The sequence below is a fragment of the Mucilaginibacter sp. KACC 22773 genome (assembly GCF_028736215.1).
Classification (GTDB): domain Bacteria; phylum Bacteroidota; class Bacteroidia; order Sphingobacteriales; family Sphingobacteriaceae; genus Mucilaginibacter.
Map to the genome: position 1 here is coordinate 1,415,945 of NZ_CP117883.1, position 23,904 is coordinate 1,439,848.

The 23,904-nt window shown below is 45.8% G+C and carries 20 protein-coding genes; 8 read left to right on the top strand and 12 right to left on the bottom strand.

Translation table 11 applies throughout. The features are described from left to right. Positions 1-26: 26 nt before the first annotated feature. Entirely contained in the window at positions 27-3,305 is a 3,279-nt protein-coding gene (locus tag PQ469_RS06250) for an FG-GAP repeat domain-containing protein (RefSeq protein ID WP_274212162.1), read from the top strand. A 7-nt stretch (positions 3,306-3,312) separates the two neighbouring features. On the opposite strand, the gene PQ469_RS06255 is transcribed toward PQ469_RS06250, so the two are convergent. From PQ469_RS06255 to PQ469_RS06265, 3 genes are all read right to left on the bottom strand, one after another. Then, positions 3,313-4,242: a GyrI-like domain-containing protein gene (locus tag PQ469_RS06255; RefSeq protein WP_274212163.1), complete on the bottom strand. Its 930-nt coding sequence runs from the start codon at positions 4,240-4,242 to the stop codon at positions 3,313-3,315. Between the two features lie 109 nt (positions 4,243-4,351). Beyond that, positions 4,352-5,317, bottom strand: coding sequence for a helix-turn-helix domain-containing protein (locus tag PQ469_RS06260; RefSeq protein WP_274212164.1), 966 nt, complete (start codon positions 5,315-5,317; stop codon positions 4,352-4,354). A gap of 65 nt (positions 5,318-5,382) precedes the next feature. Further along, the gene (locus PQ469_RS06265; RefSeq protein ID WP_274212165.1) at positions 5,383-6,147 is read right to left on the bottom strand and encodes an SDR family NAD(P)-dependent oxidoreductase; all 765 of its coding nucleotides are present in this window, start codon (positions 6,145-6,147) and stop codon (positions 5,383-5,385) included. 276 nt (positions 6,148-6,423) lie between these two features. Here PQ469_RS06265 and PQ469_RS06270 point away from each other — a divergent pair, with 276 nt between their 5' ends. Next, positions 6,424-7,749, top strand: coding sequence for a vanadium-dependent haloperoxidase (locus PQ469_RS06270; protein ID WP_274212166.1), 1,326 nt, complete (start codon positions 6,424-6,426; stop codon positions 7,747-7,749). 14 nt (positions 7,750-7,763) lie between these two features. After that, positions 7,764-9,806, top strand: coding sequence for a kojibiose hydrolase (locus PQ469_RS06275; RefSeq protein WP_274212167.1), 2,043 nt, complete (start codon positions 7,764-7,766; stop codon positions 9,804-9,806). A gap of 119 nt (positions 9,807-9,925) precedes the next feature. On the opposite strand, the gene treF is transcribed toward PQ469_RS06275, so the two are convergent. Continuing rightward, positions 9,926-11,518, bottom strand: coding sequence for an alpha,alpha-trehalase TreF (gene treF, locus PQ469_RS06280; protein WP_274212168.1), 1,593 nt, complete (start codon positions 11,516-11,518; stop codon positions 9,926-9,928). Positions 11,519-11,728: 210 nt separating this feature from the next. Here treF and PQ469_RS06285 point away from each other — a divergent pair, with 210 nt between their 5' ends. Beyond that, a complete protein-coding gene (locus PQ469_RS06285) occupies positions 11,729-13,462 on the top strand; it encodes a glycoside hydrolase family 13 protein (RefSeq protein WP_274212169.1) in 1,734 nt (577 codons plus the stop codon). Positions 13,463-13,757: 295 nt separating this feature from the next. Next, positions 13,758-14,231: a carboxymuconolactone decarboxylase family protein gene (locus tag PQ469_RS06290; RefSeq protein WP_090651166.1), complete on the top strand. Its 474-nt coding sequence runs from the start codon at positions 13,758-13,760 to the stop codon at positions 14,229-14,231. Positions 14,232-14,370: 139 nt separating this feature from the next. Here the strand turns inward: PQ469_RS06290 and PQ469_RS06295 are convergent, their stop codons facing one another. The 8 genes from PQ469_RS06295 to PQ469_RS06330 all read right to left on the bottom strand — a co-directional run bounded on the left by PQ469_RS06295 (position 14,371) and on the right by PQ469_RS06330 (position 20,903). After that, entirely contained in the window at positions 14,371-15,342 is a 972-nt protein-coding gene (locus PQ469_RS06295; RefSeq protein WP_274212170.1) for a quinone oxidoreductase family protein, read from the bottom strand. A gap of 71 nt (positions 15,343-15,413) precedes the next feature. After that, positions 15,414-15,998: a Crp/Fnr family transcriptional regulator gene (locus tag PQ469_RS06300; protein ID WP_274212171.1), complete on the bottom strand. Its 585-nt coding sequence runs from the start codon at positions 15,996-15,998 to the stop codon at positions 15,414-15,416. 96 nt (positions 15,999-16,094) lie between these two features. Beyond that, a complete protein-coding gene (locus PQ469_RS06305) occupies positions 16,095-16,706 on the bottom strand; it encodes a hypothetical protein (RefSeq protein WP_274212172.1) in 612 nt (203 codons plus the stop codon). Between the two features lie 69 nt (positions 16,707-16,775). Continuing rightward, complete coding sequence (locus tag PQ469_RS06310) at positions 16,776-17,132, bottom strand: VOC family protein (RefSeq protein WP_274212173.1); 357 nt, start codon at positions 17,130-17,132, stop codon at positions 16,776-16,778. A gap of 56 nt (positions 17,133-17,188) precedes the next feature. Next, a complete protein-coding gene (locus PQ469_RS06315) occupies positions 17,189-17,626 on the bottom strand; it encodes a VOC family protein (protein WP_274212174.1) in 438 nt (145 codons plus the stop codon). Positions 17,627-17,973: 347 nt separating this feature from the next. Then, the gene (locus tag PQ469_RS06320; protein ID WP_274212175.1) at positions 17,974-18,660 is read right to left on the bottom strand and encodes a DUF2461 domain-containing protein; all 687 of its coding nucleotides are present in this window, start codon (positions 18,658-18,660) and stop codon (positions 17,974-17,976) included. 14 nt (positions 18,661-18,674) lie between these two features. Next, positions 18,675-19,838 (bottom strand): metallophosphoesterase, encoded by a 1,164-nt coding sequence (locus PQ469_RS06325; protein WP_274212176.1) that lies wholly within the window; start codon positions 19,836-19,838, stop codon positions 18,675-18,677. Between the two features lie 456 nt (positions 19,839-20,294). Further along, the gene (locus PQ469_RS06330; protein WP_274212177.1) at positions 20,295-20,903 is read right to left on the bottom strand and encodes an alpha-ketoglutarate-dependent dioxygenase AlkB family protein; all 609 of its coding nucleotides are present in this window, start codon (positions 20,901-20,903) and stop codon (positions 20,295-20,297) included. Between the two features lie 394 nt (positions 20,904-21,297). Here PQ469_RS06330 and PQ469_RS06335 point away from each other — a divergent pair, with 394 nt between their 5' ends. From PQ469_RS06335 to PQ469_RS06345, 3 genes are read left to right on the top strand one after another with little or no spacing between them, the layout of a single operon-like run. Then, on the top strand, positions 21,298-21,675 hold the full coding sequence (locus PQ469_RS06335; RefSeq protein WP_090651156.1) for a hypothetical protein: 378 nt from the start codon (positions 21,298-21,300) through the stop codon (positions 21,673-21,675). 5 nt (positions 21,676-21,680) lie between these two features. After that, the gene (locus PQ469_RS06340) at positions 21,681-22,409 is read left to right on the top strand and encodes an ImuA family protein (RefSeq protein WP_274212178.1); all 729 of its coding nucleotides are present in this window, start codon (positions 21,681-21,683) and stop codon (positions 22,407-22,409) included. Continuing rightward, the gene (locus tag PQ469_RS06345) at positions 22,402-23,904 is read left to right on the top strand and encodes a Y-family DNA polymerase (RefSeq protein WP_274212179.1); all 1,503 of its coding nucleotides are present in this window, start codon (positions 22,402-22,404) and stop codon (positions 23,902-23,904) included. The genes PQ469_RS06340 and PQ469_RS06345 overlap by 8 nt, the downstream gene beginning before the upstream one ends.

The window sequence follows — 23,904 nt, forward strand, 5'->3', positions numbered from 1 at the left end:
CGAGGTTTTTGTTGTGGAACTGTTTTATGATGACGGTTTTTTTATCGGCCTGCAAACCTAAAAAGGCGGGCGAGGGCGTTTTTAAGTTATTACCTGCTAATGAAACCGGGTTGGATTTTGTAAACAAAAATATCGTTTCCGATTCTGTTAACATTCTTGATTACCTGTATTTCTATAACGGCGCTGGCGTAGCTGCTGCCGATTTTAATAACGATGGCCTGCAGGATCTGTATTTTGTATCTAACCAGGGTTCCAATAAACTTTACCTTAACAAAGGGAAATTAAAGTTTCAGGATATTACCGCCAAAGCGGGCGTAGCGGGTACAGGTAACTGGAAAACCGGCGTAACAGTTGTTGATATCAATGGCGATGGGCTTAAAGATATTTATGTATCGGTAGTATCGGGCTATAAAGGCTTTAAAGGTAAAAATCAGCTTTACATTAACAACGGCGATTTGACGTTTACCGAATCTGCCGCCAAATACGGGCTCGATTTTGCGGGCTTCTCCACCCAGGTTTCTTTTTTTGATTATGATAAAGATGGCGATCTGGATATGTTCCTGCTTACTTCATCGGTACATAGCAACGATACCTATGGCGATTCTACCCTAAGGTTTAAGTACAGCCACGATGCAGGCGACCATCTTTTTAGGAACGATAACGGGCATTTTACCGATGTTACTGCCAAATCGGGCATTTACAGCGCCCCGATAGGCTATGGCCTTGGCCTTAGCATTGGCGATTTGAACAATGATGGCTGGGACGATATTTATGTAAGCAACGATTTTTTTGAACAGGATTATTACTACATCAACCAGCACGATGGCACTTTTAAGGAACAGCTAAAAAGTGCTTTTGGCCATACCAGCCTCTTCTCGATGGGTAACACCATCAGCGATATCAATAAGGACGGCCACCTGGACGTGCTCACCACCGATATGTTGCCCGAGGATTTGAAAGCACTGCGGTCGACCATAAATGACGAGCCACTGGATATTTACAACCAGGAAGTTAATGCCGGGTATTATTACCAGTACTCAAAAAATTGCCTGCAGCTTAATGTTGGCAATGGCAATAAGTTTGTTGATATGAGCTTATACGGTGGGGTATCGGCTACCGATTGGACGTGGTCGCCCCTGGTGCAGGATTTTGATATGGATGGCCGCAAGGATATGTTTTTTAGCAACGGGATAAAAAAACGCCTTAACGATATGGATTACCTGAAATACCTGGGCAATCCTGAAGTGATGCAGGAATACAAAACCAGCCGGGTATTTGATAAGGATAAAATTAATATGATGCCTGATGGTGCAGTGCACAATTTTTTTTACCACGGTGATGACCTGCTAAAATTCACCGATGCATCTTTTAACAACGATATGCAAAAGCCCTCTATCTCGGCGGGCTCGGTAGCCGTCGATCTGGATAATGACGGCGACCTGGAAATTGTGACCAACAACATGGATGAGCAGGCTTACATTTACAATAACACCACCATGGAAGGTAGGGGGAAAGATAACCCGGCTTATTTAAAATATGCTGTTAAATATACCAAAGCTAATCCGGATGGTATTGGTACCAGGTTTTTCCTGAAATCGGGTAAGCAACTGGACCACCAGGAAATTCAAACCAGTAATGCTTATGCGAGCAACCTGAGCAGCGAGTTGCTTTTTACCTTTCTGCCGGGCGATAAGCCGCAGGAAATGTTGGTAATATGGCCGGATAACAGCTGGCAGTTGATAAGGGATTTTAAGCCGGGCACTAAAACAGTAATAAAATTTGACAGCGACCAAACGCAATCAACCGGCGATGTGTCCTCGGTAATAAATACATTTATCAGTAATAAGCAACCCTTTGATTATACGCCGGTTCAGGCTAAGTTATTGGCAAGGTTAAAGCCTTTTGATACGCCCGATTTTAATTACTATTCATTGTTGCCGCATACTTATTTGCCGCATACACCTGCTGTTGCCGTGGCCGATGTTAATGGCGATGGTATTGATGATATTTACGTGGGCGGCTTTGCCGGCGAAGAAAAATACCTGCTGGCAGGCGAAAAAAACGGTGGCTATACCAAAATTTTGGTGCCGCAATTTAACCAGGTTAAAGATTACGGCGATGGACAGGCTGTTTGGGCCGATGTTAATAATGATGGCAAACCCGATTTACTGGTGATTAGCACCAATCACCCCTTACAGGAAAGTGATAAACTGCTGCCGCCACGTTTGTACATTAACAAAGGAAATTTCCGGTTCGAGTATAAGGCATTACCCAAAATAGTTAATCAAACTGCTAAAATAGCCGTGTTTGATTTTAATGGAGATGGACGGAATGATGTTTTATTAACGGGCAGCATTTCTTATACCAACTATACCGCACCGCGCCCGTCGACCATTTTGATTAACAAGGGTAATGGAAATTTCGAGGTGAGTCATGATAAACAGTACAATGATATTACTGCCATTCAGTACGTAACGGATATAGTTACAGCCGATATTGACCACAATGGTAAACCCGATTTGGTAATCACCGCCGAGTGGCAGCCCGTACAGCTATTTTTGAATGATGGCAAAAAGCTGAATAAATTTTCATCACCGGTGCTGGAAGCCCAAAAAGGCTGGTGGCAATCGGTAATGGTGGCCGATGTGGATGGCGATGGCAAAGCCGACCTCGTAGCAGGTAATTGGGGAACCAACAATAAATACAATGTAACCCCCGAACAGCCCTTGTATGCTTACAATAGCGATTTGGATAAAGATGGTAAAAACGATTTGATACTATCCTATTGTGTAAAAGGACAATACTATCCATTTCGCCCTAAAAACGATTTGGAGCAGGAGCTGCCTTATCTGAAAAAGGAATGGCTGAGCTACCAAAAAATGGCCGATAAAACCACCGCCGAAATATTTAAAGATAAACTGGATGAAGAAAACCGTTTAACCGCCAATCAGTTCAGCAGTATTTTTGTGAGCGATGTGCTGCATGCCACCAAATTTGAGCCCTTGCCTTATCAATACCAGCAGGCGCCCATTCGGTCAATTATGCGTGCGAATAATAAAGCCGGGGATTTGCTGTTGAATGGCAACTTTTGGGGCGTGGTACCTTACGAAGGTAAGTACGATGCGTTAGGCCTGGTTGGTCTGCACTATGATAAAAATCAAAAAAAGTTTTCGGCACCCGGCTATATGGTGAATGCGGCCTTTAATTTCCAGGAGCTCCCGTTCATCAGTACTATAAAAAGGGCCACATCCAACAATTACCTCATCGTCACTTATGATGGCAGGCTGATGCTGGTTACTCAATAATTATCCTTTAAAATATGGGGTAGTATATTTTGGTAACCCATTTTGAGGTGTCCTTTTCAAGATACCTATCGGTCACCATCGATTCAAAAGGCATGGCAGGAGCTACCAGTTTATGATCTTTCATATACATCCTTACTTCTTCAAAGGCATCGTTTACCGTATTGGGGCCGCCCTTTACATCGGCTATCAGTAAATTGCCACCCATTACCAGGTTGTTGATAATCGATCCTTTACCCGGCGTTATTTTTTTATCAATGGGGATAGCATAGCTAACCTGGTATTCTTTACTGCCCACCTGGGTGATATTCAACATCGGGAAATTAGTCATTTTGGCTCCTTTAGCTATAGCTTCCTTTTTCAGGTTTTCAATACTGCTATATATACTTTCCATATCGGGGTAGGTAGCGGCGCTTGCCGTTGTTGTCAGTAAAAACGGGTCTGTAACTTTATTTATGTAAATTTTATAACCGTAGGCGTTTTTCTGATCCTCTAAAAATGTTTTGAAGCGGGCTAAAACCTGCCCTGTTTTGTTTTGAAGATCGCGTGCTGCAAAATAATTCATTACCCGTTGTACCGGATTCATGCTGCTTTGTTTTTTGCCCCCCAAAGTTACTTTTGCCGAAAAATCTCCCGCTAAATAATTAATATCAGCATTAATTTTAAAACTGCCCTGTTGCAAATCTACATTTACACCGCCGTTGGTGGTTTTATTGATGGTGAGCTGTACCCCGTCATAAGCAAACTGGTTTTCATTGATTTTTGTGCCAGGCCACCATTTGTCCCAACGTTGTTGATGGGTAAGGAATTTGGCCACCACGCCATCCGATGCTTCGATGGTTAGCTGGTTGCTTACGGTTAGAGTAGATGGGATTATAAAATATATAGGGGCTGCAATAACTACAACAGCGGCAAAAATTATCAGTACGGTTTTCTTCATTTGGGTTATAAAGGGGCGTCCAAATTTAAATATAATGGACCAATGCGCGGCATTCGAAACGCAAATAAGCGATGGTATACCCAAATAAAAAGCAGGCAAATATTTTTCCCTATGATCTGAACGCCACAGGGGTAAACGATGTTTGTTTTTTAAAGTATTTAGAAAAATGGGCAGGGTCATCATAACCCAGTGCATAGGCAATTTCGCTTATGCTCCAATGGGTTTGTTTCAACAATATTTTAGCCTCCTGTATTATCCTGTTACCAATAATTTCGGTTGTGGTACTGCCTGTAACCTCTTTTAGTACCTTGTTCAGGTGATTAACATGCACAGCCAGGCGGTCGGCATAATCTTTGGCGGTTCGCAAACCAAGTTTTTGGTGCGGGGGCTCAAGCGGGAATTGCCGTTCCAGCAATTCGATAAACAGGGAAGATATCCGTTCAGACGCGTTTTGCGCGGTACTTATGGCCAGCATCGGCTGTAATTTTTGCCCGTAATGTATAAGCTCTAAAACCAGGGTGCGTAAAAGGTCATATTTGTACTGGTAATCGGCATCAAGCTCCCGCTGCATCTTTCTGAAAATGTATTCAATTTCGTTTATCTCTGTCTCGGAAACCTGGAAAACCGGTACCTGCCCCGGTTGAAATATGGGCAATTCATCCAACAATACCGCCGACTTGCCTGGCGAAAGAAAATCGGGCGTGAAAATGCAAAACATACCGGTTTGGTTGCCATCTTTGGGCAGCCAGCGATAGGGGATTTTTGGTGTGGCAAACAGCAGGGCGTTTTTCTGTATATCTATTACCTTATCGGCATACTCGGCCTTGCTTTTGCCTCTCAACCAGCTAATTTTGTAGTACGCCCTGCGGCTGTAAGGCATTATTCTTTCTCCGGTCGCTTTATCAAACAACTTTTCGGCTTCAAATACATTGAAATGGCCAAGCTCTTTACTCGTCCCACCATGAAACGGCGCGCCGTTCCGGTGGTAAAAATCTTCGAGAGATGTATTGGTAATCATACTGCTTTTCCGAAATTTAAAGTTAGCAATTAATGCATTGTTATCAGCAATTGCCATTAGCGGCAGGTAAAAGCAGGACGCACCATTCAATCAAGTACTGCCCTGCTTTTTACTCAGTTTTATTATACCAGCATGCCGCCCGAAGCTTCAATACGCTGCCCGTTTACCCACCGCGCATCTTCGGTACATAAAAAGGCTACTACGCCGCCAATATCTTCGGCCACAGCCGGCCGGCCTAATGCCGTTACCGAGCTTACTTGTTTTTGTGTTTCTTCACTTGCCCGGAAGTGCCCGCCGCCAAAATCTGTCATTACCGCGCCGGGTGCCACAGTGTTGGCCCTGATGCCCCTTGAACCTAACTCTTTGGCGAGGTAACGGGTAAATACTTCAACGGCTCCTTTCATAGCAGCGTAAACCGACGACCGTGGAAAAGATACCCTGGTTAAACCGCTGGATATGTTAACAATGCCCCCGCCGTCATTCATCAGTGGGATTAAGCCTTGCGTTAAAAAATAAACGCCTTTAAAATGAATGTTTAGCAGCTCATCAAAAAACTCGTCGGTAACCTCTTCAATCAATTTATATCCCCCGATGCCGGCGTTATTAATCAAAAAATCAATGCGGTTTGCACCAAAAGTATTGGTTAAAATATCTTTAACCTGATCAGTAAAAGCGGCAAAGCTTTTAATGTCGCCGGCATTGAGTTGTAGCGTTGCCGCTTTTCTGCCGCTTTGTTGAATTTGGTTAACCACATCTTGCGCCTCTGCCAGTTTGCTGTTGTAGGTAAGTATCACATCAATACCCTTTTCGGCAAGCCGAAGCGCCATATCTTTACCTAAGCCCCGGCTGCCACCGGTAACTAAGGCTATTTTATTTTTACTCTCCATTTTGATAATTTTTATGATACAAAATTGCCATTATTAGTATTGCAATCGTTTGTAATAATCAATCCGTTACTTGTACAATTCAAATGATATTGATGCTGCAGCTTTGTAATGGTTAATTAAATTTGGGTAGCTTAAATTCCAGCAAAAAATCACATAAAAACCCCCTTTTTATAGCGTAGTATAGGATATAAAAGCCTATATTAGCTGTCAATCAATGCAAAAAACAGCAGGATTATCCTCTTTGTCCGGCTTGTTTTTCAACCTATTTTATAATTTATGAGATCCTTTCTAATTTGTATTGCGGGCGGGCTATTTTTACTCTCCTCCTGCAAAAAGCCCGAGTACCAAAAAATAATGCACGATCCTGAACTGTATCGTGTTACCGTAAAGAAATTAAACGATATTGTGCTGGAGAACAACTTTCCGCCGGTTACTGCTTCACGTAATTATGTGTATGCCAATATCGCAGCCTACCAGGTTATCGCGGCCGGCGATCCGGCGCATTTCAGGTCGTTAGCCGGCCAAATCAAACATTTGCCGCCAACACCAAAACCTTCAAAAGATACCACGGTTGATTACCAGTTTGCATCGCTGCTGGCATTTTGCTTTGTGGGTAATGCGGTAACGTTTCCGGAAGGCAGTATGGACCAGTATGTAGATGGGCTTAAGCAAAAAGCAAAAGATGCCGGCATGCCCGATGATTTGTTTGAAGGATCGGTAAATTATGCCAATAAAGTGGCCAAATCTATCATGAAGTGGAGCAAAGGCGATAATTATTTAAAAACCCGGTCGGCAAGTAAATTTACGGTGAAACAGCAGGATGGCCGCTGGATCCCGACGCCGCCTATGTATGCCCAGGCACTGGAAGCACACTGGGGCGAGATAAGGCCAATGGTTTTGGATTCTGCGTCGCAATTAATCCCGCCGGATCCCCCGGCTTTTGACGTTAAAAACAAAAACGGAAGGTTTTACCTGCAGGCGCTTGAAGTGAAAAACATTGTCGACAGCCTTACCACCGAACAAAAGCACCAGGCCGATTTTTGGGACGACAACGCATTTAAGCTGAACGTAGTGGGCCATGCCTCATTTGCCACCAAAAAGTTTTCGCCGGGAGGCCACTGGATGAATATTACCGGAACAGTTACCCGCGCCAAAAAGCTTGATTTTAACACCACAGTGAGTGTTTACACCGAAACTGCCATTGCTTTATTTGATGGTTTTATCAATTGCTGGTATTTAAAATACCGCTCAAACTACGTACGCCCCGAAACTATTATCACCAAATACATTAATGCTGATTGGCGGCCGTATATCCAAACCCCACCTTTTCCCGAATACAGCAGCGGGCACGCGGTAATATCATCGGCCGCTGCTGAGGTACTCACCAGCAAGTTTGGCGATAATTTTGCCTATACCGATTCGTCGGAGATGGAATTTGGGATAGCGCCGCTCTCCTTCAAGTCATTCAGGGAAGCCGCAAAGTCAGCAGCCATGTCTCGGGTGTTGGGTGGCATCCACTTTAAAAACGCCTGTGTTGTGGGCAATGAACAAGGTGCCGAAATTGGGCAGCTGGTGGTAAAAAAACTGCAATTAAAAAAATAATATATACGATATTGATGATGAATAAGCTATCAAAATGGCTCATGTTACTGGCCTTTGTTGTTCCTGTTGCAGCAAATGCCCAGGGTGCCGACCCATGGACGGTTAAAGCAGATAAAATAGACCCGGCAAATTATTACGGCATCACCGTTGCCAACGGGATGATAGGTATTGTATCGGCACCTGAGCCTTTTAAGGTGAAAAATGTGGTGCTTGCAGGGGCATATGACCTGTACGGCAGGGGTAGGGTGAGCAATTTTTTAAACAGTTTTAACCTGCTGAACATGTACCTGGAGATTGATGGCCGACGTATTGATGCCAAAAATATCAGCAATTTTAAGCAGGAACTGGATATGCAGCATGCCGCCTTTACCACCACGTTTGATTATGGTGATAAAGCAACTATCAAATACACTTACTATTCCCTGCGACAATTGCCATTTACCGTATTGATGGACGTGGCCGTTATAGCCAAAAAGGCCATCAACATTACATCGGCCAGCGTAATGGAAGCGCCGGATGCCTTAAAGGAAGTTCAAAACTATTATAACGAGATTGACAGGCCGCATGTAACCATTAGCCTGTTAACATCTACAGCAAAAAGTCCCACCGGTAAAATGCAGTTATGTGCATCCACTTCGTTTTTATTTAACGAGCCGCACGGCCAGGAGCCGCGTATTATTCACGAAATGTGGGATAATAACATGCACCTGATGAAATTCAGCAAAGCCGTTGCCGCCGGCGAAACTTATAAATACGCGGTTACGGGCTCATCCATAACGTCGGTACACCATGCTGATCCGTTAAACGAGGCCGAGCGCCTCACTATTTTTGCCAAACTGGAAGGCCGCGACCGCCTGATCAAATTCCACAACAAAGCCTGGGACGACCTTTGGGCCAGCGATATCCAGATTGAAGGCGACGCGCAGGCGCAGCAGGATGTACACAGCATGCTGTATCATCTGTATTCGTTTTCGCGCGCGGGTACTGCTTACTCGCCGTCGCCAATGGGGCTTTCGGGTTTGGGCTATAACGGCCACATTTTTTGGGACTGCGATATCTGGATGTATCCCGCCATGCTGGTGCTGCACCCCGAGATTGCCAAATCTATGGTCGAATACCGTTTTGAGCGGCTGGATGCCGCCCGTAAAAATGCTTTTTCGCATGGTTATAAAGGGGCTATGTTCCCCTGGGAAAGTGCCGATAGCGGGGTAGAAGAAACCCCCGTTTGGGCCTTGAGTGGGCCGTTTGAGCACCATATTACTGCCGATGTTGCCCTGGCTGCCTGGAATTATTATTGCGTAACCCAGGACAAGCAATGGCTGCGCGAAAAAGGCTGGCCCATACTATCGGCAACTGCCGATTTTTGGGCAAGCCGGGTTGAGCGTAACGGCACTGGCCATTACGATATCAAAAATGTGGTAGCCGCCGATGAGTGGGCCGAAAATATTGATAACAATGCCTTTACAAATGCTGCCGCCATTGCCAACCTGCAAAACGCAACCGCCGCTGCCAAAATATTGGGAGAAAAAGCGGACGCCGACTGGCAGCTGGTAGCGCAAAATATCCCTATCCTGAAAATGGATAACGGCGTAACCCGCGAACATGCCACCTATAACGGCGAAGGTATTAAACAGGCAGATGTTAACCTGTTGGCCTATCCGCTGAAAACGATAACCGATGCCGGGCAGATTAAAAAAGACCTGGAATACTACGAAACCCGTGTACCCAACGAAGGGACCCCGGCCATGACCCAGGCTGTTTTTGCCCTGCTATATGCCCGCCTGGGTAACGGTGATAAAGCATATCATTTTTTTAAGGATGCTTACGAGCCAAACCTTAACCCGCCATTCCGAGTAATTGCCGAAACCAAGGGAGGTACCAATCCCTATTTTGCAACAGGCGCTGGCGGTATTATCCAAAGCTTACTCATGGGTTTTGGCGGGTTGGATATAACCCCCACAGGTATTACACAGTTAAAAAGCAAGCTGCCATCCAACTGGAAATCGCTAAAGATAACCGGCGTTGGAGTTAACAAGGCGACTTATACAATAAAGTAAAAGACAACTTTAGATTGCAAAAATTAGCAGACTTACGAAGTTTTTAAAACTTCGTAAGTCTTTCATCACTTTGTAGCTACATTCATAATTATCGATTAGCAACAGGTATCGTAAGATCATCAATTCTGATTTTCCGGCAAATCTTTGCTTTCATGTTCGGTATCAATATGGTACCGGTTAATCAGGTGCAGCAGCACGCCGTTGGTCCAGCCGAAGCCATCCTGCAGGGGGTACTCGCCGCCGCCGGCGGTAAGTTTGGTATCAACTACATTATATTTTTCAAGCAGCTTGCCGGTTTGTTTAAATACCCGGATGTTTAGCCTTAACCATCGTGTGGCAATTTCTTTGGCCAGGGTGTTGTAGTGGTAGTTTTCCAGACCATCAATGGCCATGTACTGTAATGGCGCCCAGCCATTTGGTGCATCCCATTGCTGACCCGAAAAGTTAAGGGTGGTAACCAATCCACCGGCTTTCAGGAAGTTGTTCTTTAATCCTTCGGCTACCAGGCGGGCCTGTTCAACAGTTGCAATCTTAAATTCCAGCGGAAATTCGGCAGCCAGGGTAGGTACGGTTGATAGCTGGTTTAGCTGCCAGTTATAATCATCAAACCAGCCTGTTTTCTGGTTCCAGCAGTATTTTAAAATGGCGGCTTTACGGCGGGCGGCGCGTTTGCTGTATAGCTTGGCCAGCTTGGCGTTTTGAATTTGGTTAAGGCTGCGGGCTATGGTAAGTTCAAGGTTATACAGCAAACAGTTCAGGTCGACCGGTACCAGGTCGGTTGTTTGTATGGTTGGCAGCTTGCCCGACGCATCAAACCAACGCGTGCTGAAATCCCAGCCCGAGGCTGCTGCCGCCCTGATGTTATGGTAAAATTGTGGCAGCGGTTGTTGGGTTTCTTTACCGGCGGTTACATCCTGCACAAATGATTCCTCGCGTGGCTGGTCGCTCTCGTCCCAGTAACGGTTCAAAAGTTCGCCGCCTGCCATTTTCACAACCCTGTGCGAGGCCTGGTTAGCGGCCAAACCTTCCCAGCCCCGCATCCAGTATTCATATTCTTTGATTAACTGCGGCCTGAAATGGACCAATACTTTCTCTCCTTCGTTTTTTGCCAGCAGGTTTACCATCATGGCAAAAAATGGCGGTTGCGACCGCGTGAGGTAATAAGCCCGGTTACCATTGGGTATAAAACCATATTTATCAATCAGGTAAGCAAAATTCTCAACCATATTGTGAATTACCTTTACCTGGTGACTTTCCTGCAGGCCCAGCATGGTAAAGTACGAATCCCAGTAGTAAATTTCCCTGAACCTGCCACCCGGCACTATATATGGGTTTGGCAAAGCCAGTGATGACGAAAATGGTTTGGCCTCATCCGGATGGCGTTGTAAAACATGCCATAAGGTATCAATGTGTTTGCGGATACCCGCCTCAATATCGGTCTGGAACGAGCTATGGCTAACCGGCATATCAAAATGTGCCAGTACAAATGTTTTAATATCAAAGCCAGGTTTATCCTTTTCGTCCTGGTAGGCTTTCATGATCATGGCCGGATCCTGTTTGGGCACAGCATCTACAAAAGTTTTATTGTCCGGAAAAATCTGGCCAAGCTGAACGGCTTCAAACAAGCCCGGAAACTGCTGTCGCGGTGTTAGCGTTTGTGCTTTAACGCCAAGGTTGAAAAATAAAAACGCGAGTAAAAAAAGTCTTCTCATTTAACGTATTGATGTGCCTTTTTTAGGATAAGGCAATTGGTTTATAATAATGTATAAATTTAATGTTTTTAAGGATAAATGTGTATTGTTAACACTATTAATTTGCTGTGTTTTTTAAACATATTTTGTAGCATGCATAAAATGTTATAACTTGAACATTATTACCAGGAACGCCAATTTAACCTGCTGCTGTTTAGTTATTTGCTCATCATGAAAATTTTTAACACGCTTATCATAAGTGCTGCCTTTTTGCTATTGGGCAGTAATTACAGCTGTGCCCAAAACAACCTGCCCAGTAAAGATAGCCTTGTTCGTAAATGGTGGAAAGAGGCTGTGGTTTACCAGCTTTATCCGCGCAGTTTTAATGATGTAGATGGCGACGGCATTGGCGATTTAAAGGGAATAATTGCCAAACTTGATTACATCAAAAGTTTAGGGGTTGATGCGGTTTGGCTTAACCCGATATATGGGTCGCCAAATGACGATAACGGTTACGATGTAAGCGACTACCGCGATATTATGAAAGATTTTGGCACCATGGCCGATTTTGATGCCATGCTTAAGGGCATGCACGCCCGCGGAATAAAACTGGTGATGGACCTGGTAGTAAACCATAGCAGCGATGAACACGAATGGTTTAAAAAAAGCCGCAGCTCGCGCAACAGCCCTTACCGCGAATATTACCATTGGTGGAATGCCGAAAAAGGCAAGCCGCCTTACCGTTACAGCCTTTTTGATGTAAACCACGATGCGTGGCGGTATGATTCGCTTACCAATGCCTATTACCTGCATTATTTTTCGCGCAAGCAGCCGGATCTTAACTGGGAAAACCCCAAACTAAGGCAGGAAGTATACAATATCATGAAGTTTTGGGGCGACAAAGGCATCGATGGTTTCAGGCTGGATGCTTTCCAGTTTGCGGCAAAAGATACCACCTTCCCGGCTTTCCCGAATGGGTTCGAAAAAAACTTTACCCAGTATTACGGCATGCAGGGCAACCTGCATGGTTACCTGCAGGAGATGAACCGGCAGGTTTTAAGCAAATACAATGTAATGAGCGTAGCCGAAGGGGCCGGCAATACTTTTGAAGATGCACACAATTTGGTTGATGCCGACAGGAATGAGTTGAATATGGCTTATGCGTTTGAAGCAGTAGACATAGCCAAACCCGATGGTTATAGCGTGTTGCATTTAAAGCAGATATTTACCAAATGGGATAGCGCGTTTGCTGCAAAAGGATGGCTCTCCATTTTCCTGGCCAATCATGACCAGGCAAGGCTGGTTACCCGGTTTGGCAACGATAGCCCGGAGTTTAGGGCGGTATCGTCAAAAATGCTGACCACGTTTTTAATGACCATGCGCGGTACCCCTTATTACTATAATGGCGACGAACTGGGAATGACCAATGCCGGATTTAGTAAAGCAGAAGACTATCGTGACGTGCAAACCCTGAACGAATACCAGCGCCAGAAAAATCTTGGCACCGATATGCAAAAGTATTTACAACGTATGAGTTTTGAAAGCAGGGACAATAGCCGCACACCCTTTCAATGGAACAACCGCAAAAATGCCGGCTTTTCGACCGGAAAACCATGGATTGCGGTAAATCCTAATTACACCACCATTAATGTGGCTGCCGAGGAAAAGGATCCCAATAGTGCCCTTAACTATTTCAGGAAGGTTGTAAAACTGCGTAAAGACAACCTGGTGCTTGTATATGGCAAATACACCCTGCTTGATGGCCAAAACCCCGATACTTACAGCTATACCAGGGAACTGGATGGTAAAAAATTGCTGGTATTATTAAATTTTACAAGCAAGGCGGCCACAACCAACACCGGGGTAGATTTTAGCAAAGCCAGTGTTTTATTGGGTAATTATCCCCAATCTTCAACAAACGGAACGCTTAAACCTTATGAAGCAGTAGTTTACGAACTGAAATAAAGTATTTGAAATCAGTTATTTGATTGCCCATGGCTGCGATTATGGCGGCCATGGATTTTATGTGATTATACCTAATGGCAGGGTCTCCGTTGCAGCCCTTTAGAGATCTATAAACTCCACAAAAATTTATTGGATAATCACCGTCGCCTTTGCCGGTGTCATGATTATAGGTCCAGGTATTGGAAAACAGGTGGATGTAATTAATTGGGGATAGCCATATTTTTTTAAGCATATGTCCTATTCCGCACATCTCAATCGCTATTAGGGCATAAGTAAAACATCAATAAATAACACCATGAAACAACGACTCAATGTTTTTGAAAAAGGCCAGGGCGCTATGAAAGCTTTGTATGGTTTGGGCATCTACCTGGCTAAGTCGCCGGTTGAGCAAAGGCTTTTAAATTTAATTTATTTCCGGGTATCACAGGTTAACGGTTGCGCCTATTGCCTGGATATGCACTCGAAAGATTTACGTGCCAACGGCGAAACCGAACAACGCCTGTATATGTTAAATGCCTGGCGGGAAGCTCCATTTTATACCGATAGGGAACGCGCTGCATTTGCATGGGCCGAAGCTTTGACAAAAATTGCAGGTGGTCCCGTACCCGACGAAATTTACGTGGCAGCCCGCGAACAGTTTACTGAAGAAGAATTGGTTGATTTAACTTTGGCTGTTATCACCATTAACAGCTACAACCGCGTTAACCTTGCATTCCCTAATGTGGCTGCTGTTGGTACGTACAAAGTTGGCGCGCACGCCGTTCAATAAATTGGCAAAGCATAAGGTAACAAATTGAACACCTTAATTAAATAAGCCCGGTTATTATCTTTTTGAAATATCCGGGCTTATAAATACAATTTCAAACAGGCGTTCTGCCTGTTTGGGCTTCTGTATCAACGGGATAGCATCAAATGGTTACAACCAGGCGCTGCCCGTCCGGAACGTCTAAATTCCAAAGTTCGGCAATGTCTTCCAGTTTAACAGCGATGGTATCTACTTTGAGTTTTCCTTCGGACGCAAGGGCAAACATTTCGGGCAGTATAGTGGTAAAAAGTTGGCCAACCTCCTGCTTTGACCATGCGCCAAGCCCCGACCCGGTGAGCTGGAGATCGACGCTCCTTAAATTGGCGGCGGAGAGCTGTATGATATCGCCCGCCATGCTGCCAACCGATACATACCGTACCTTGTTTGTAAATGAACCATCGCCCTTTAAACAAGCAAGTATCATTTCGGCGGTGTGGCCCCACAGGTAATCTATAATAATGTCAATAGGTGTCTGTGAATGGATGGCTTTAATACGGGCCTTAAATTGTTCATCATCCTGCAAAACAGAAACCGCCTCATCGCCACCCATCGTCAGCAGGTCATCAAGCGATTTTTGATTTCTGCCGGTTACAATCACCTTTTTTGCGCCATAATGTTTGGCAATTTGCACGGCCACCCGGCCTGTAAAACCGGTAGCGCCATTTACCAGTACCACATCGCCCGGCTTAATACCCGCTTTAAACCGTAAACCCATTGCCGCGCCTATTACGGCGTTAGGCAAGGCTGCTGCTGCCGTATCATCAAGTCCCTCGGGTATTTTTACTATCCGGTCTTTGTTAATGGTTGCTTTTTCGGCCAGCATACCACTCACACCCATGCCATAAACCCGGGTTCCATCTTCCAACAGGCAAACGCCATCGCCTCCAATTACCCGGCCGCTTGCCGCAGGCGCATCACTTGAATAGTGTTTGCCGGCGGCACGCCCCTTATCAAAGTGTTTAATGGCCACGGCTTTTACCGTTACCAATAGCTCATCGCTATTTTGAATTGCCGGCTCCGGAAAATCAACATATTGAGGTAATTCCCCTTTTTGATACATTACTGCTGCTTTCATCTTTTTATTTTTTTGTTAAGACAAAATTAGCCCGCAACGTAGCACCGCAACGATAACATATGTTATCAAGTTCAGAAATGTAATTTGCCTTTTGCAAGCTTGCTTTTAATACGGCTTAAGTGTACTTTGCTGATACCCAGGTATGATGCGATGTAATGTTGCGGTACCCGCTGCACAATATGAGGTCTTTCGTTCAGCAGTTTTTGATAACGCTCTTCGGGCGTATCCCTGATGAAAGAAACAAGTTCATTGATGTAATGGGATTGCCTGGCGGCAGATAGCCGAAGGGTCAATTGTGAAAAATCGGGTTCCCGGCTTAGTTCATCCATCAATTGAGTTACGTATTGTTTGGGAAGCAAATAAACTATGGAAGGCTCTATCGTTTCAACAGTGAACGCGCTTGGCGTATTATTGACAAAACTTTCGAGCGAAGCGAGGCCTTCATCCTCAAAAAAGAACTGTACAGTTTTGTCATCCCCCTTGTTATAAAAAAACGCGCGCACACAGCCTTTCTCAATAAAAATATAATGCTGCGATACCTTTCCTTCTTCCAGCAAAATTGTTTTAGCAGGTACCTCCAGCCGTTTCTGATATTCCAGGTACTTATCCCAAAAAGGGTTCAATTGGGGGAATTTATTTTTGAAATGGAAAATCATAACCTGTATAATTAATATGCTAAGATAAGCCCCTTCCTATAAAACAGGGATATTAAAAAAACGAAGTGTGAAACCCGGCATTACTGATCAAGAGGCTTAAAGAGCGATTTGCGGCAGATAGCCCGCACTAAACGCGTTGACTGTTGATCGGGGTGTAAGTACAGTAACCTGCCCCGCCTTTATTGATAAGCCCGGTTTTTCATAGCCGGCAGGCGTCCAATGATAAAGTTGACTATTGGATACAAGGTAGGATTCGCCGTCAACTTGTATAAAAGTACCGTTGGGCAGGCCCTGTACATCGGCATCGAAAGTTACTTTGTTGCCGCTTTTATCAATCCTTTCCTGGTGTGTAATCTCGTCAATTTTTCCGATAGCCGTTTTTTTGTCGAACCCATATTCGGGATTGCCCTTAAGCCAGGCTGTTTTAAACTTGTTGGCATCATCGCGGCGGCATTCAAAACAGGGGCGGTGACCGGCGGCAAAAGCGGTGGCCTCATCCAAAAAGAACAGTTCTGTCCACAACCCCGGCGACATCACCTCGCGATGCCTGCCTTTAAACTGCAGCAGGCAGGTAATCCAGGCTTTAAGCTTAAAAGGGCGCAGTATGGTTTTGGTATTACCATGCAGCTGACCACGGTTACCTATCCAGGCACCACGTGCACTGGTTTTGATAATATCGCCATGAGGGCTTACACGGTTTTGCAGCATATTAAATAATTGAAATTTACCAAAAGAGTCTGTTTTTTTGCTTTCTGCTTTCTGCCTTCAGATCCTTCGCTAATCGCACTCAATATTGTGGCCTACCCGCAAAATGTGCCCATCGGGATCTTTTACCAGCATCTCGCGCATAAACCAGGGTTTATCTTCGGGGGGCGATAAAATTACAGCGCCTTTTTCTTTAATAGCTGCATAATATTCATCCACATTATCAACATTGAGGCAAAGCCATGTTCCGGCATGGCCCTGGTTGCCTTTGCAAAAAAAGATGGTGGTATTGCCAACCAGTACACCTCCAAATGTAGGGATATCGTCCCATGTCCACTGTTCTTCAAAGCCCAATACCTGGGTATAATAAGCCAGGCTGCGCGAAACATCGTCGGAATAAAGCACGGGGATAACGGATTCTATTTTCATGAGGAAAGGATATGTATATAAATATACTATGTTTTATCGATAGAGCGCCAACCGCATCATACCGTGTTATTACTCTTGCTCCAGTCCGAATATTTAGTCTCCTCCGGTACGTCTGTCGGGCTTTCAAAATCCAGGTTATAGCCGTCGGGATCCTTTATGGTAACTACCCACATATTGTTTCCAACAAAAGGCTCATTGGGTTTAAGACCATGTTCCACAAACTCGTGATACAATGCCAGCGCATCCTGGCACTGAAAGCAAACAGATACCCCCAAACCGCGCACGGGCATGTCCTTATGCAGGGTTTGCAGCATAAGGGCACCGCCGCCGCGCTGAAGCCAGCACCATTCTATTTTATCTTTTGGTACCCATTGATTAACCAGCGTAAAGCCTAATCCTTCCACATAAAAGTGTAATGAGCGTTCCATTTCGGTAATCATGAAAAAAGGTACCGCTTGTGTAATGTTTTGGGATTTGGTGGTTTGACTGGCCATAGCGGGGATGGTTAATTGAGGTGTGTATCACAAAGTTAAGGTGTGGGATTTTATGGTTGAGTATTTTTAATCAAATCAACATAACTTTATTGAAATACCGCCTGTTTAGGCTAAAGCCAGATTGTGATTCTGTATTTATCCGTCGACTAAAGTCGACGGCAATGAGCCAGGAATAAATGGAGGTGAAATTAATTCTTCTTCAGGAATGATGCCGAAAGTCGACGAAAATGAAGATTGAAATAGATAGAATTGAAATTCATTGCCGTCGACTTTAGTCGACGGATAGCTGAATACACGAGGTGGCTTTAGCCAAATTGACACTAAATAAGTGGGCGAATACACCCGCCCTAATCAATCACCCCATTAATATCAGTCACCAGCGCCTCGCTCATATAATCTAAAAAGGGGCGCATATCCCGTAATGCCTGGCAAATGCTTTCAAAAAAGCCGGCACTCAAAAATTCCTCGTCGGCAAAGTGGTGCACTACCAGGTATTGCTTGTACCGCAACAAGTCGATAGCTTCATGGTCGGCAGGGTAACCTTTTGGTGCGGTTTTTACAGTTTCACCACGCAGCGTGCCAAAGCTTTTGATAAAAGCTGCGCTGTTGAGGATATTGCGCAAGGGCTTAGCATCAAAAGCAATATCATCCCTGATGCGTTTTAAATCTTGCGGATTAGGCGCCCAAAAACCGCAGGCAATAAAGGCATTCCCGGGCTCAAAATGGTAATAGTACCCGCCGCGCCTGTATTTGGTGGCACGCCTGAAACTGCCGCTCCAATTGGTTTTATAAGGCGTTTTATCTTTACCAAACCGGGTATCGCGGTAAATGCGGTGCATGCTTTTTTTGCCGGTTGGTGTTTCAATAACATCGTGCAGGTTTAAGTTGGCCAGCATGGCATCTACAAAACCCTCTACAAAACCAAGCTGTTGCTGGTAAAACTCCTTATGCGCGGTAAACCATTCCCGGTTATTGTTATTTTTTAGGTCGGTTAAAAAATTGATAGCAGAAAGGGGCAATACAGGTTGGCTCATGCCGTCAAAAATAACTATTTACGCCTTAAAGTAAGCACTGCAATTTCGGGCCAGATGCCTATACGGCCTTTCAGCCCAAGGAAACCGAAGCCACGGTTTACGTATAAATATTTGCCGCTTTGCTCATACAGGCCCGCCCATTGTTTGTACACATACTTAATGGGGCTCCACTTAAAGCCAAACAATTCAAAGCCAAATTGCGCACCATGGGTGTGGCCGGATAAAGTAAGGTGAACATGCTGGTGATGCCCCATAGTTACCGCATCCCAATGCGATGGGTCATGCGACATCAGTACTTTAAATGCATCATCGGGCACGCGTGCGGCGGCTTTTTCCAAATCGCCATATTTGTGGAAACCGCCCTTGCCCCAGTTCTCTACGCCGATAAGCGCCAGCGACTCGCCATTTTTATCAATAGTTAACGATTCGTTTAAAAGCAGGCGGAAACCTATTTCCTTATGCACATTTTTCAGGCGTACAAGGTTGTCATGCTTATCGTTCACATTATCCCAGCGCATATAATCGCCATAATCATGGTTGCCCAATACCGAATATTTGCCATAAGGGGCTTCCAGTTTGGCAAAGGCCGGTATCCAGGGATCCATTTCGGCAGCGTGGTTATTTACAAGGTCGCCCGTAAATAATATCATATCGCTCTGTTGGGCGTTCACCAGGTCGAGGCCTTTTTGCACACCCTCGGCATCGCTGAAACTGCCGGAATGAATATCAGATAACTGGGTGATGGTAAAACCATCAAATTCTTCGGGCAGGTCGGGGAAGTACAACGTCTCGCGCCTTACTTTGTAATAGTGGCGGCCGCGGGTAACACCAAACAACAGCAGCAGGAAAAACACCCCGGCTATGATGAGCACAAACTGGCTTACGCCCACGCTATGCGGCGGAAAGCCACGGAACAGGCGCGTAACATCTTCCAGTAATAAAACAATGCTGCCAATAAGTTTAGGCACAAATGATAACAGCATTAATGCCATTAACCACGATATAACTTTGGTTTTACCGGTAAAGGCGCTTAAAACGATAGTGGCGCCCAGCAAGCCATCAAAAAGCCAGTAGGCCAGGTAAACCGTTGTATTGGCGGTAAGCGTTTGTACCGCCGCAAAAAAATAAACATCAATAATAAGCCATAGCAATACAATGGCAAGTACTCTTTTCTTCATACTTAGGTTAGACGAACAAGTATCAAAAAGATTTTAACCATTTAAACTTCATTGCGTTAAGATGACAAAAGGGGTTTATTCCTTTAAAATTGTAGAGACGCATAATTGCGTCTCCCGTAGGATATTCAGAATTTTCATGGTCGGATTTACAGGTCGGACCTTGCATGTGTGATTTGCATGCGGGCTAAGACTCACCTGGCGAGGCTACGCCCGCCACCCTCTCTCTTCACCTGCGGTGGAAAGAGGGGCTTGAATGCTCAATATCAATATATTATAGAGAAAAAAATAATGAATTTTCAAGCCCCTCTTTCCGGCGAAGCCGAAGAGAGGGTGCCGCGCGTAGCGCCGGCGGGTGAGTCTTCACCTCCATGCGATATACGCCATTTTTACTTTCAGAATTTTGCGAAATTTTACAACTCAGGCAGACGCAATTATACGTCTCCACAAAAAAACGGATCATATTACCACCCTAAACGTCAAATTAACCCTGGCCTTCATCGGTTTTACCGATTTTGCTATGCGGTGTTCCCAATGCTCCTGCAGGCCGGTCTTCATCAGCAAAAATGAGCCATGCTCCAGCCGTACAGAATATTTTTCATGGTGATGCTGTTTGCTGCGGATATCAAAGCTGCGTACCTGCCCAAAACTTACCGATGCAATGACGGGGTTTTTACCCAGTACATCTTCGCTGTCGCTGTGCCAGGCTACCGAGTCGTTGCCATCGCGGTAATAATTGAGCAATACGCTGTTGAATTGGATGCCGGCCAATGGTTCTATTTTATTTTTAATCATCAGCAGTTCGGGCGTCCAGTAATTGGGTGTGCTTTGGGTTAGGGAAGCATAATCATAAACCTCCGGGTCGCCGTACCAGGCGGTGAGGCGTGGGGTAATCACGTCTTTATCATAAATCCTTTGCATGCGCTGTTTCCAGGGAGTTTCGGCAATAAACTTTTGGAGCAGGCTGTCGCTTTCCTGCTCACTAAAAAGGCCGGGGCGGTAATCTAATAAATGGGTGGGCAGGCCCTTACTTTGCCCGGCATCGGGAAAAAAACATAGCTGTTCCATATCAACCTCCAATTTTTTCTAAGAAGATCTGTCTAAAAATATAAAACAGACCGTTATTGCTTCGTCCCTATCCATTGCGCACTAAAATTTACATAAACATTCGCATGAACGCTGGCTAAGACTCACCCGGGTACGCTACGCTGGCCACCCTCTCTTCACCTGCGGTGGAAAGAGGGGTTTGAACGTTGAATATCAAAAGTTTATCAAAAAAACAAGTGATAAAATTTCAAGTCCCTCTTTCCGGCGAAGCCGAAGAGAGGGTGGCGGGCGCAGCCTCGCCGGGTGAGTCTTCACCGCCATGCGATATACGTCATTGTCCCTTCAGTGCTAAATTTTTTTTACAAAGATATTAAAATGCTAATATTTTTAGTATTAGATTTGTAATCTGTTTCTGATGGAAGAATTTTATATCGATGTGGAGCTCAGCCGGGGCATGACCCGGATACAGGTGGACGAGGTGCCGCCTGAGCAATGGGATTTGCCCTATGCGCCGCAATTTATCATCGAGTTTTATAATGGCCGGGAATTTATCACCATGATGCTGCAACTGGAACAGGGTGAGTGGTACGACCGTAACGCCCGTGTACAGGATGACGATATACAGCGTTATTTTGAGCCTGTGCCCGACCCGCGTAATGCCGATTATGAAAGCCCGTTAAGTGTACAGGCCATCCATGAAATTGGGCAGGCTATCAGCAGGCACATGGTAGTGCACCTAACGGTTTATATGGGGTTATTTATACCTGTTTTTCGTGAACCAACTTTAAACTGAAATTCATGGAAGCAAAAAAGGATATTATCAGCCAGCTGAAAAAAGATATTTTATTGTGGGAGGGCTTTAAAGCGCCCATTGCCGGGGCCGACGATAGCTTTGGCCTGGGGCCTATTGAGGCTGCTTTTCCAAATGGGATTTTCCCGGTAGGGGCAGTGCATGAGTTTTTAACTACCGAGCCGGAGCATGCCGCGGCTACCAACGGCTTTATTGGCGGCATACTGGCCCAACTGATGCGTAACAATGGGGTTTGTTTGTGGATAAGCAAAGCGCGTACGGTTTTCCCGCCCGCGCTTAAGGTATTTGGAGTACCGCCCGAGCGGGTGATATTTATAGACCTGCAGCGCGAAAAAGATTTGCTTTGGGCAACCGAAGAAGCCCTGAAATGCGATGGCCTGGCAGCCGTTATTGCCGAATTGCCGGGCATCAACTTTACCCAGTCGCGCCGTTTGCAGCTGGCGGTTGAAAGTAGTAAGGTTACCGGCTTTGTTTTACGCACCGATGCTAAAAAGCTAAGTACCACCGCCTGTGTATCCCGCTGGCAAATAACGCACCTGCCCAGCGAGTTGGAAGATGGTTTACCCGGCGTAGGCTTCCCGCGCTGGCAGGTGGAACTTTTAAAGGTGCGTAACGGCAACCCCGGCTGCTGGCAGGTGGAATGGGTGGCCGGCAGCTTTACGCTGGTTGTTGAAGAGAAGGCGGTAACAGAAATAGCATACCATCAATATGCCTAAACGGTACATGTCCATATGGTTCCGTCATTTAACTACCGACTGGCTTACCTTGAAGCAGCCGGAGCTGAAAGATGTGCCTTTTGTTTTTGCGATAAAAGATCACGGCCGTATGCTAATAACCGCCACCAACCGTGCCGCCGAAGTGCATGGAGTAAAAGCAGGCATGGTTGCTGCCGATGCCAAAGCCATAATAGTTGGCCTGCAGGTGATAGATGAACAACCTGATAGGGCCGCCAAATTATTACATGCCTTAGGCGAGTGGTGCATCCGCTATACGCCCACCATCGCCATTGATTTGCCCGATGGGCTGATCCTTGATGTATCCGGCTGTACCCATCTTTGGGGCGGCGAGCGGGAATACCTGAAAACTATTGTGTTGAAATTACGGAGCAAGGGCTACGATGCCCGCGCCGCCATGGCCGATAGCATTGGCGCGGCCTGGGCCATTGCGCGTTTTGGCAGGCTGAGCCCCATTATTGAAAGTTATGGGCAGGCAACGGCATTGCTGCCGCTACCGCCGGTGGCCTTGCGGCTGGAGCCGGTTATTACCGAACGTTTGCAAAAACTGGGGCTGCGTACCATCGGCAGTTTTATCCGCATGCCACGGTCGGTACTGCGCCGCCGGTTTGGGGAGCATTTGCTGCTACGACTTAACCAGGCTTTGGGCAACGAGAATGAACCGATGCAATTATTACAGCCCGTTGAACCCTACCAGGAACGCCTGCCCTGCATGGAACCCATCAATACCGCCACCGGGATAGAGATAGCGATCAGGCGGTTACTGGAAAGTATATGTAAACGGCTGCAACAGGATGGCAAAGGGTTACGAACGGGTGTACTGAGGTGCTACCGGGTGGATGGTAAGGTAGAGCAGGTACAGATAGGCACCAACCGGGCATCGCACCATGTGGAGCACCTTTTTAAATTATTCGAGCTTAAAATAGCCACGATAGAGCCTGCCCTGGGTATCGAGCTTTTTGTACTGGATGCCCCCAAAGTAGATGATGCCGATCCGGTACAGGAGCGCCTTTGGGGCGAGGTTGGCGGCCTGGATGATACAGGAGTAGCCGAGCTGCTGGACAGGATTGCCGGTAAAATAAATACCAATGTTATTCACCGTTACCTGCCTGATGAGCATTACTGGCCCGAGCGATCTGTCAGAAAAGCGGCTACTATACTGGAGAAACCAACTACCGCCTGGCGCATCAGCAGGCCGCGTCCCACACAGCTTTTGGCCCGGCCGCAGCCTGTACATGTAACTTCGCTGGTGCCCGATTATCCCCCCATGCTTTTTATTTACCAGGATAAGGTGCACAACATTAAAAAGGCAGATGGCCCTGAACGCATTGAGCGCGAATGGTGGCTTGAAAACGGCGAACGCCGTGATTATTACCATGTTGAAGATATGGATGGCAAGCGTTACTGGATCTTTCGCCTGGGGGCCTATGTGGCCGGTGAAACAAATCAATGGTTTATTCATGGCTTTTTTGCATAG

Coding starts and splice junctions, on each gene's coding strand:
- PQ469_RS06250 (WP_274212162.1), top strand. CDS start 27: ATGATGACGGTTTTTTTATCGGCCTGCAAACCTAAAAAGGCGGGCGAG.
- PQ469_RS06255 (WP_274212163.1), bottom strand. CDS start 4,242: ATGAAGAAAACCGTACTGATAATTTTTGCCGCTGTTGTAGTTATTGCA.
- PQ469_RS06260 (WP_274212164.1), bottom strand. CDS start 5,317: ATGGCAATTGCTGATAACAATGCATTAATTGCTAACTTTAAATTTCGG.
- PQ469_RS06265 (WP_274212165.1), bottom strand. CDS start 6,147: ATGGAGAGTAAAAATAAAATAGCCTTAGTTACCGGTGGCAGCCGGGGC.
- PQ469_RS06270 (WP_274212166.1), top strand. CDS start 6,424: ATGAGATCCTTTCTAATTTGTATTGCGGGCGGGCTATTTTTACTCTCC.
- PQ469_RS06275 (WP_274212167.1), top strand. CDS start 7,764: ATGATGAATAAGCTATCAAAATGGCTCATGTTACTGGCCTTTGTTGTT.
- treF (WP_274212168.1), bottom strand. CDS start 11,518: ATGAGAAGACTTTTTTTACTCGCGTTTTTATTTTTCAACCTTGGCGTT.
- PQ469_RS06285 (WP_274212169.1), top strand. CDS start 11,729: ATGAAAATTTTTAACACGCTTATCATAAGTGCTGCCTTTTTGCTATTG.
- PQ469_RS06290 (WP_090651166.1), top strand. CDS start 13,758: ATGAAACAACGACTCAATGTTTTTGAAAAAGGCCAGGGCGCTATGAAA.
- PQ469_RS06295 (WP_274212170.1), bottom strand. CDS start 15,342: ATGAAAGCAGCAGTAATGTATCAAAAAGGGGAATTACCTCAATATGTT.
- PQ469_RS06300 (WP_274212171.1), bottom strand. CDS start 15,998: ATGATTTTCCATTTCAAAAATAAATTCCCCCAATTGAACCCTTTTTGG.
- PQ469_RS06305 (WP_274212172.1), bottom strand. CDS start 16,706: ATGCTGCAAAACCGTGTAAGCCCTCATGGCGATATTATCAAAACCAGT.
- PQ469_RS06310 (WP_274212173.1), bottom strand. CDS start 17,132: ATGAAAATAGAATCCGTTATCCCCGTGCTTTATTCCGACGATGTTTCG.
- PQ469_RS06315 (WP_274212174.1), bottom strand. CDS start 17,626: ATGGCCAGTCAAACCACCAAATCCCAAAACATTACACAAGCGGTACCT.
- PQ469_RS06320 (WP_274212175.1), bottom strand. CDS start 18,660: ATGAGCCAACCTGTATTGCCCCTTTCTGCTATCAATTTTTTAACCGAC.
- PQ469_RS06325 (WP_274212176.1), bottom strand. CDS start 19,838: ATGAAGAAAAGAGTACTTGCCATTGTATTGCTATGGCTTATTATTGAT.
- PQ469_RS06330 (WP_274212177.1), bottom strand. CDS start 20,903: ATGGAACAGCTATGTTTTTTTCCCGATGCCGGGCAAAGTAAGGGCCTG.
- PQ469_RS06335 (WP_090651156.1), top strand. CDS start 21,298: ATGGAAGAATTTTATATCGATGTGGAGCTCAGCCGGGGCATGACCCGG.
- PQ469_RS06340 (WP_274212178.1), top strand. CDS start 21,681: ATGGAAGCAAAAAAGGATATTATCAGCCAGCTGAAAAAAGATATTTTA.
- PQ469_RS06345 (WP_274212179.1), top strand. CDS start 22,402: ATGCCTAAACGGTACATGTCCATATGGTTCCGTCATTTAACTACCGAC.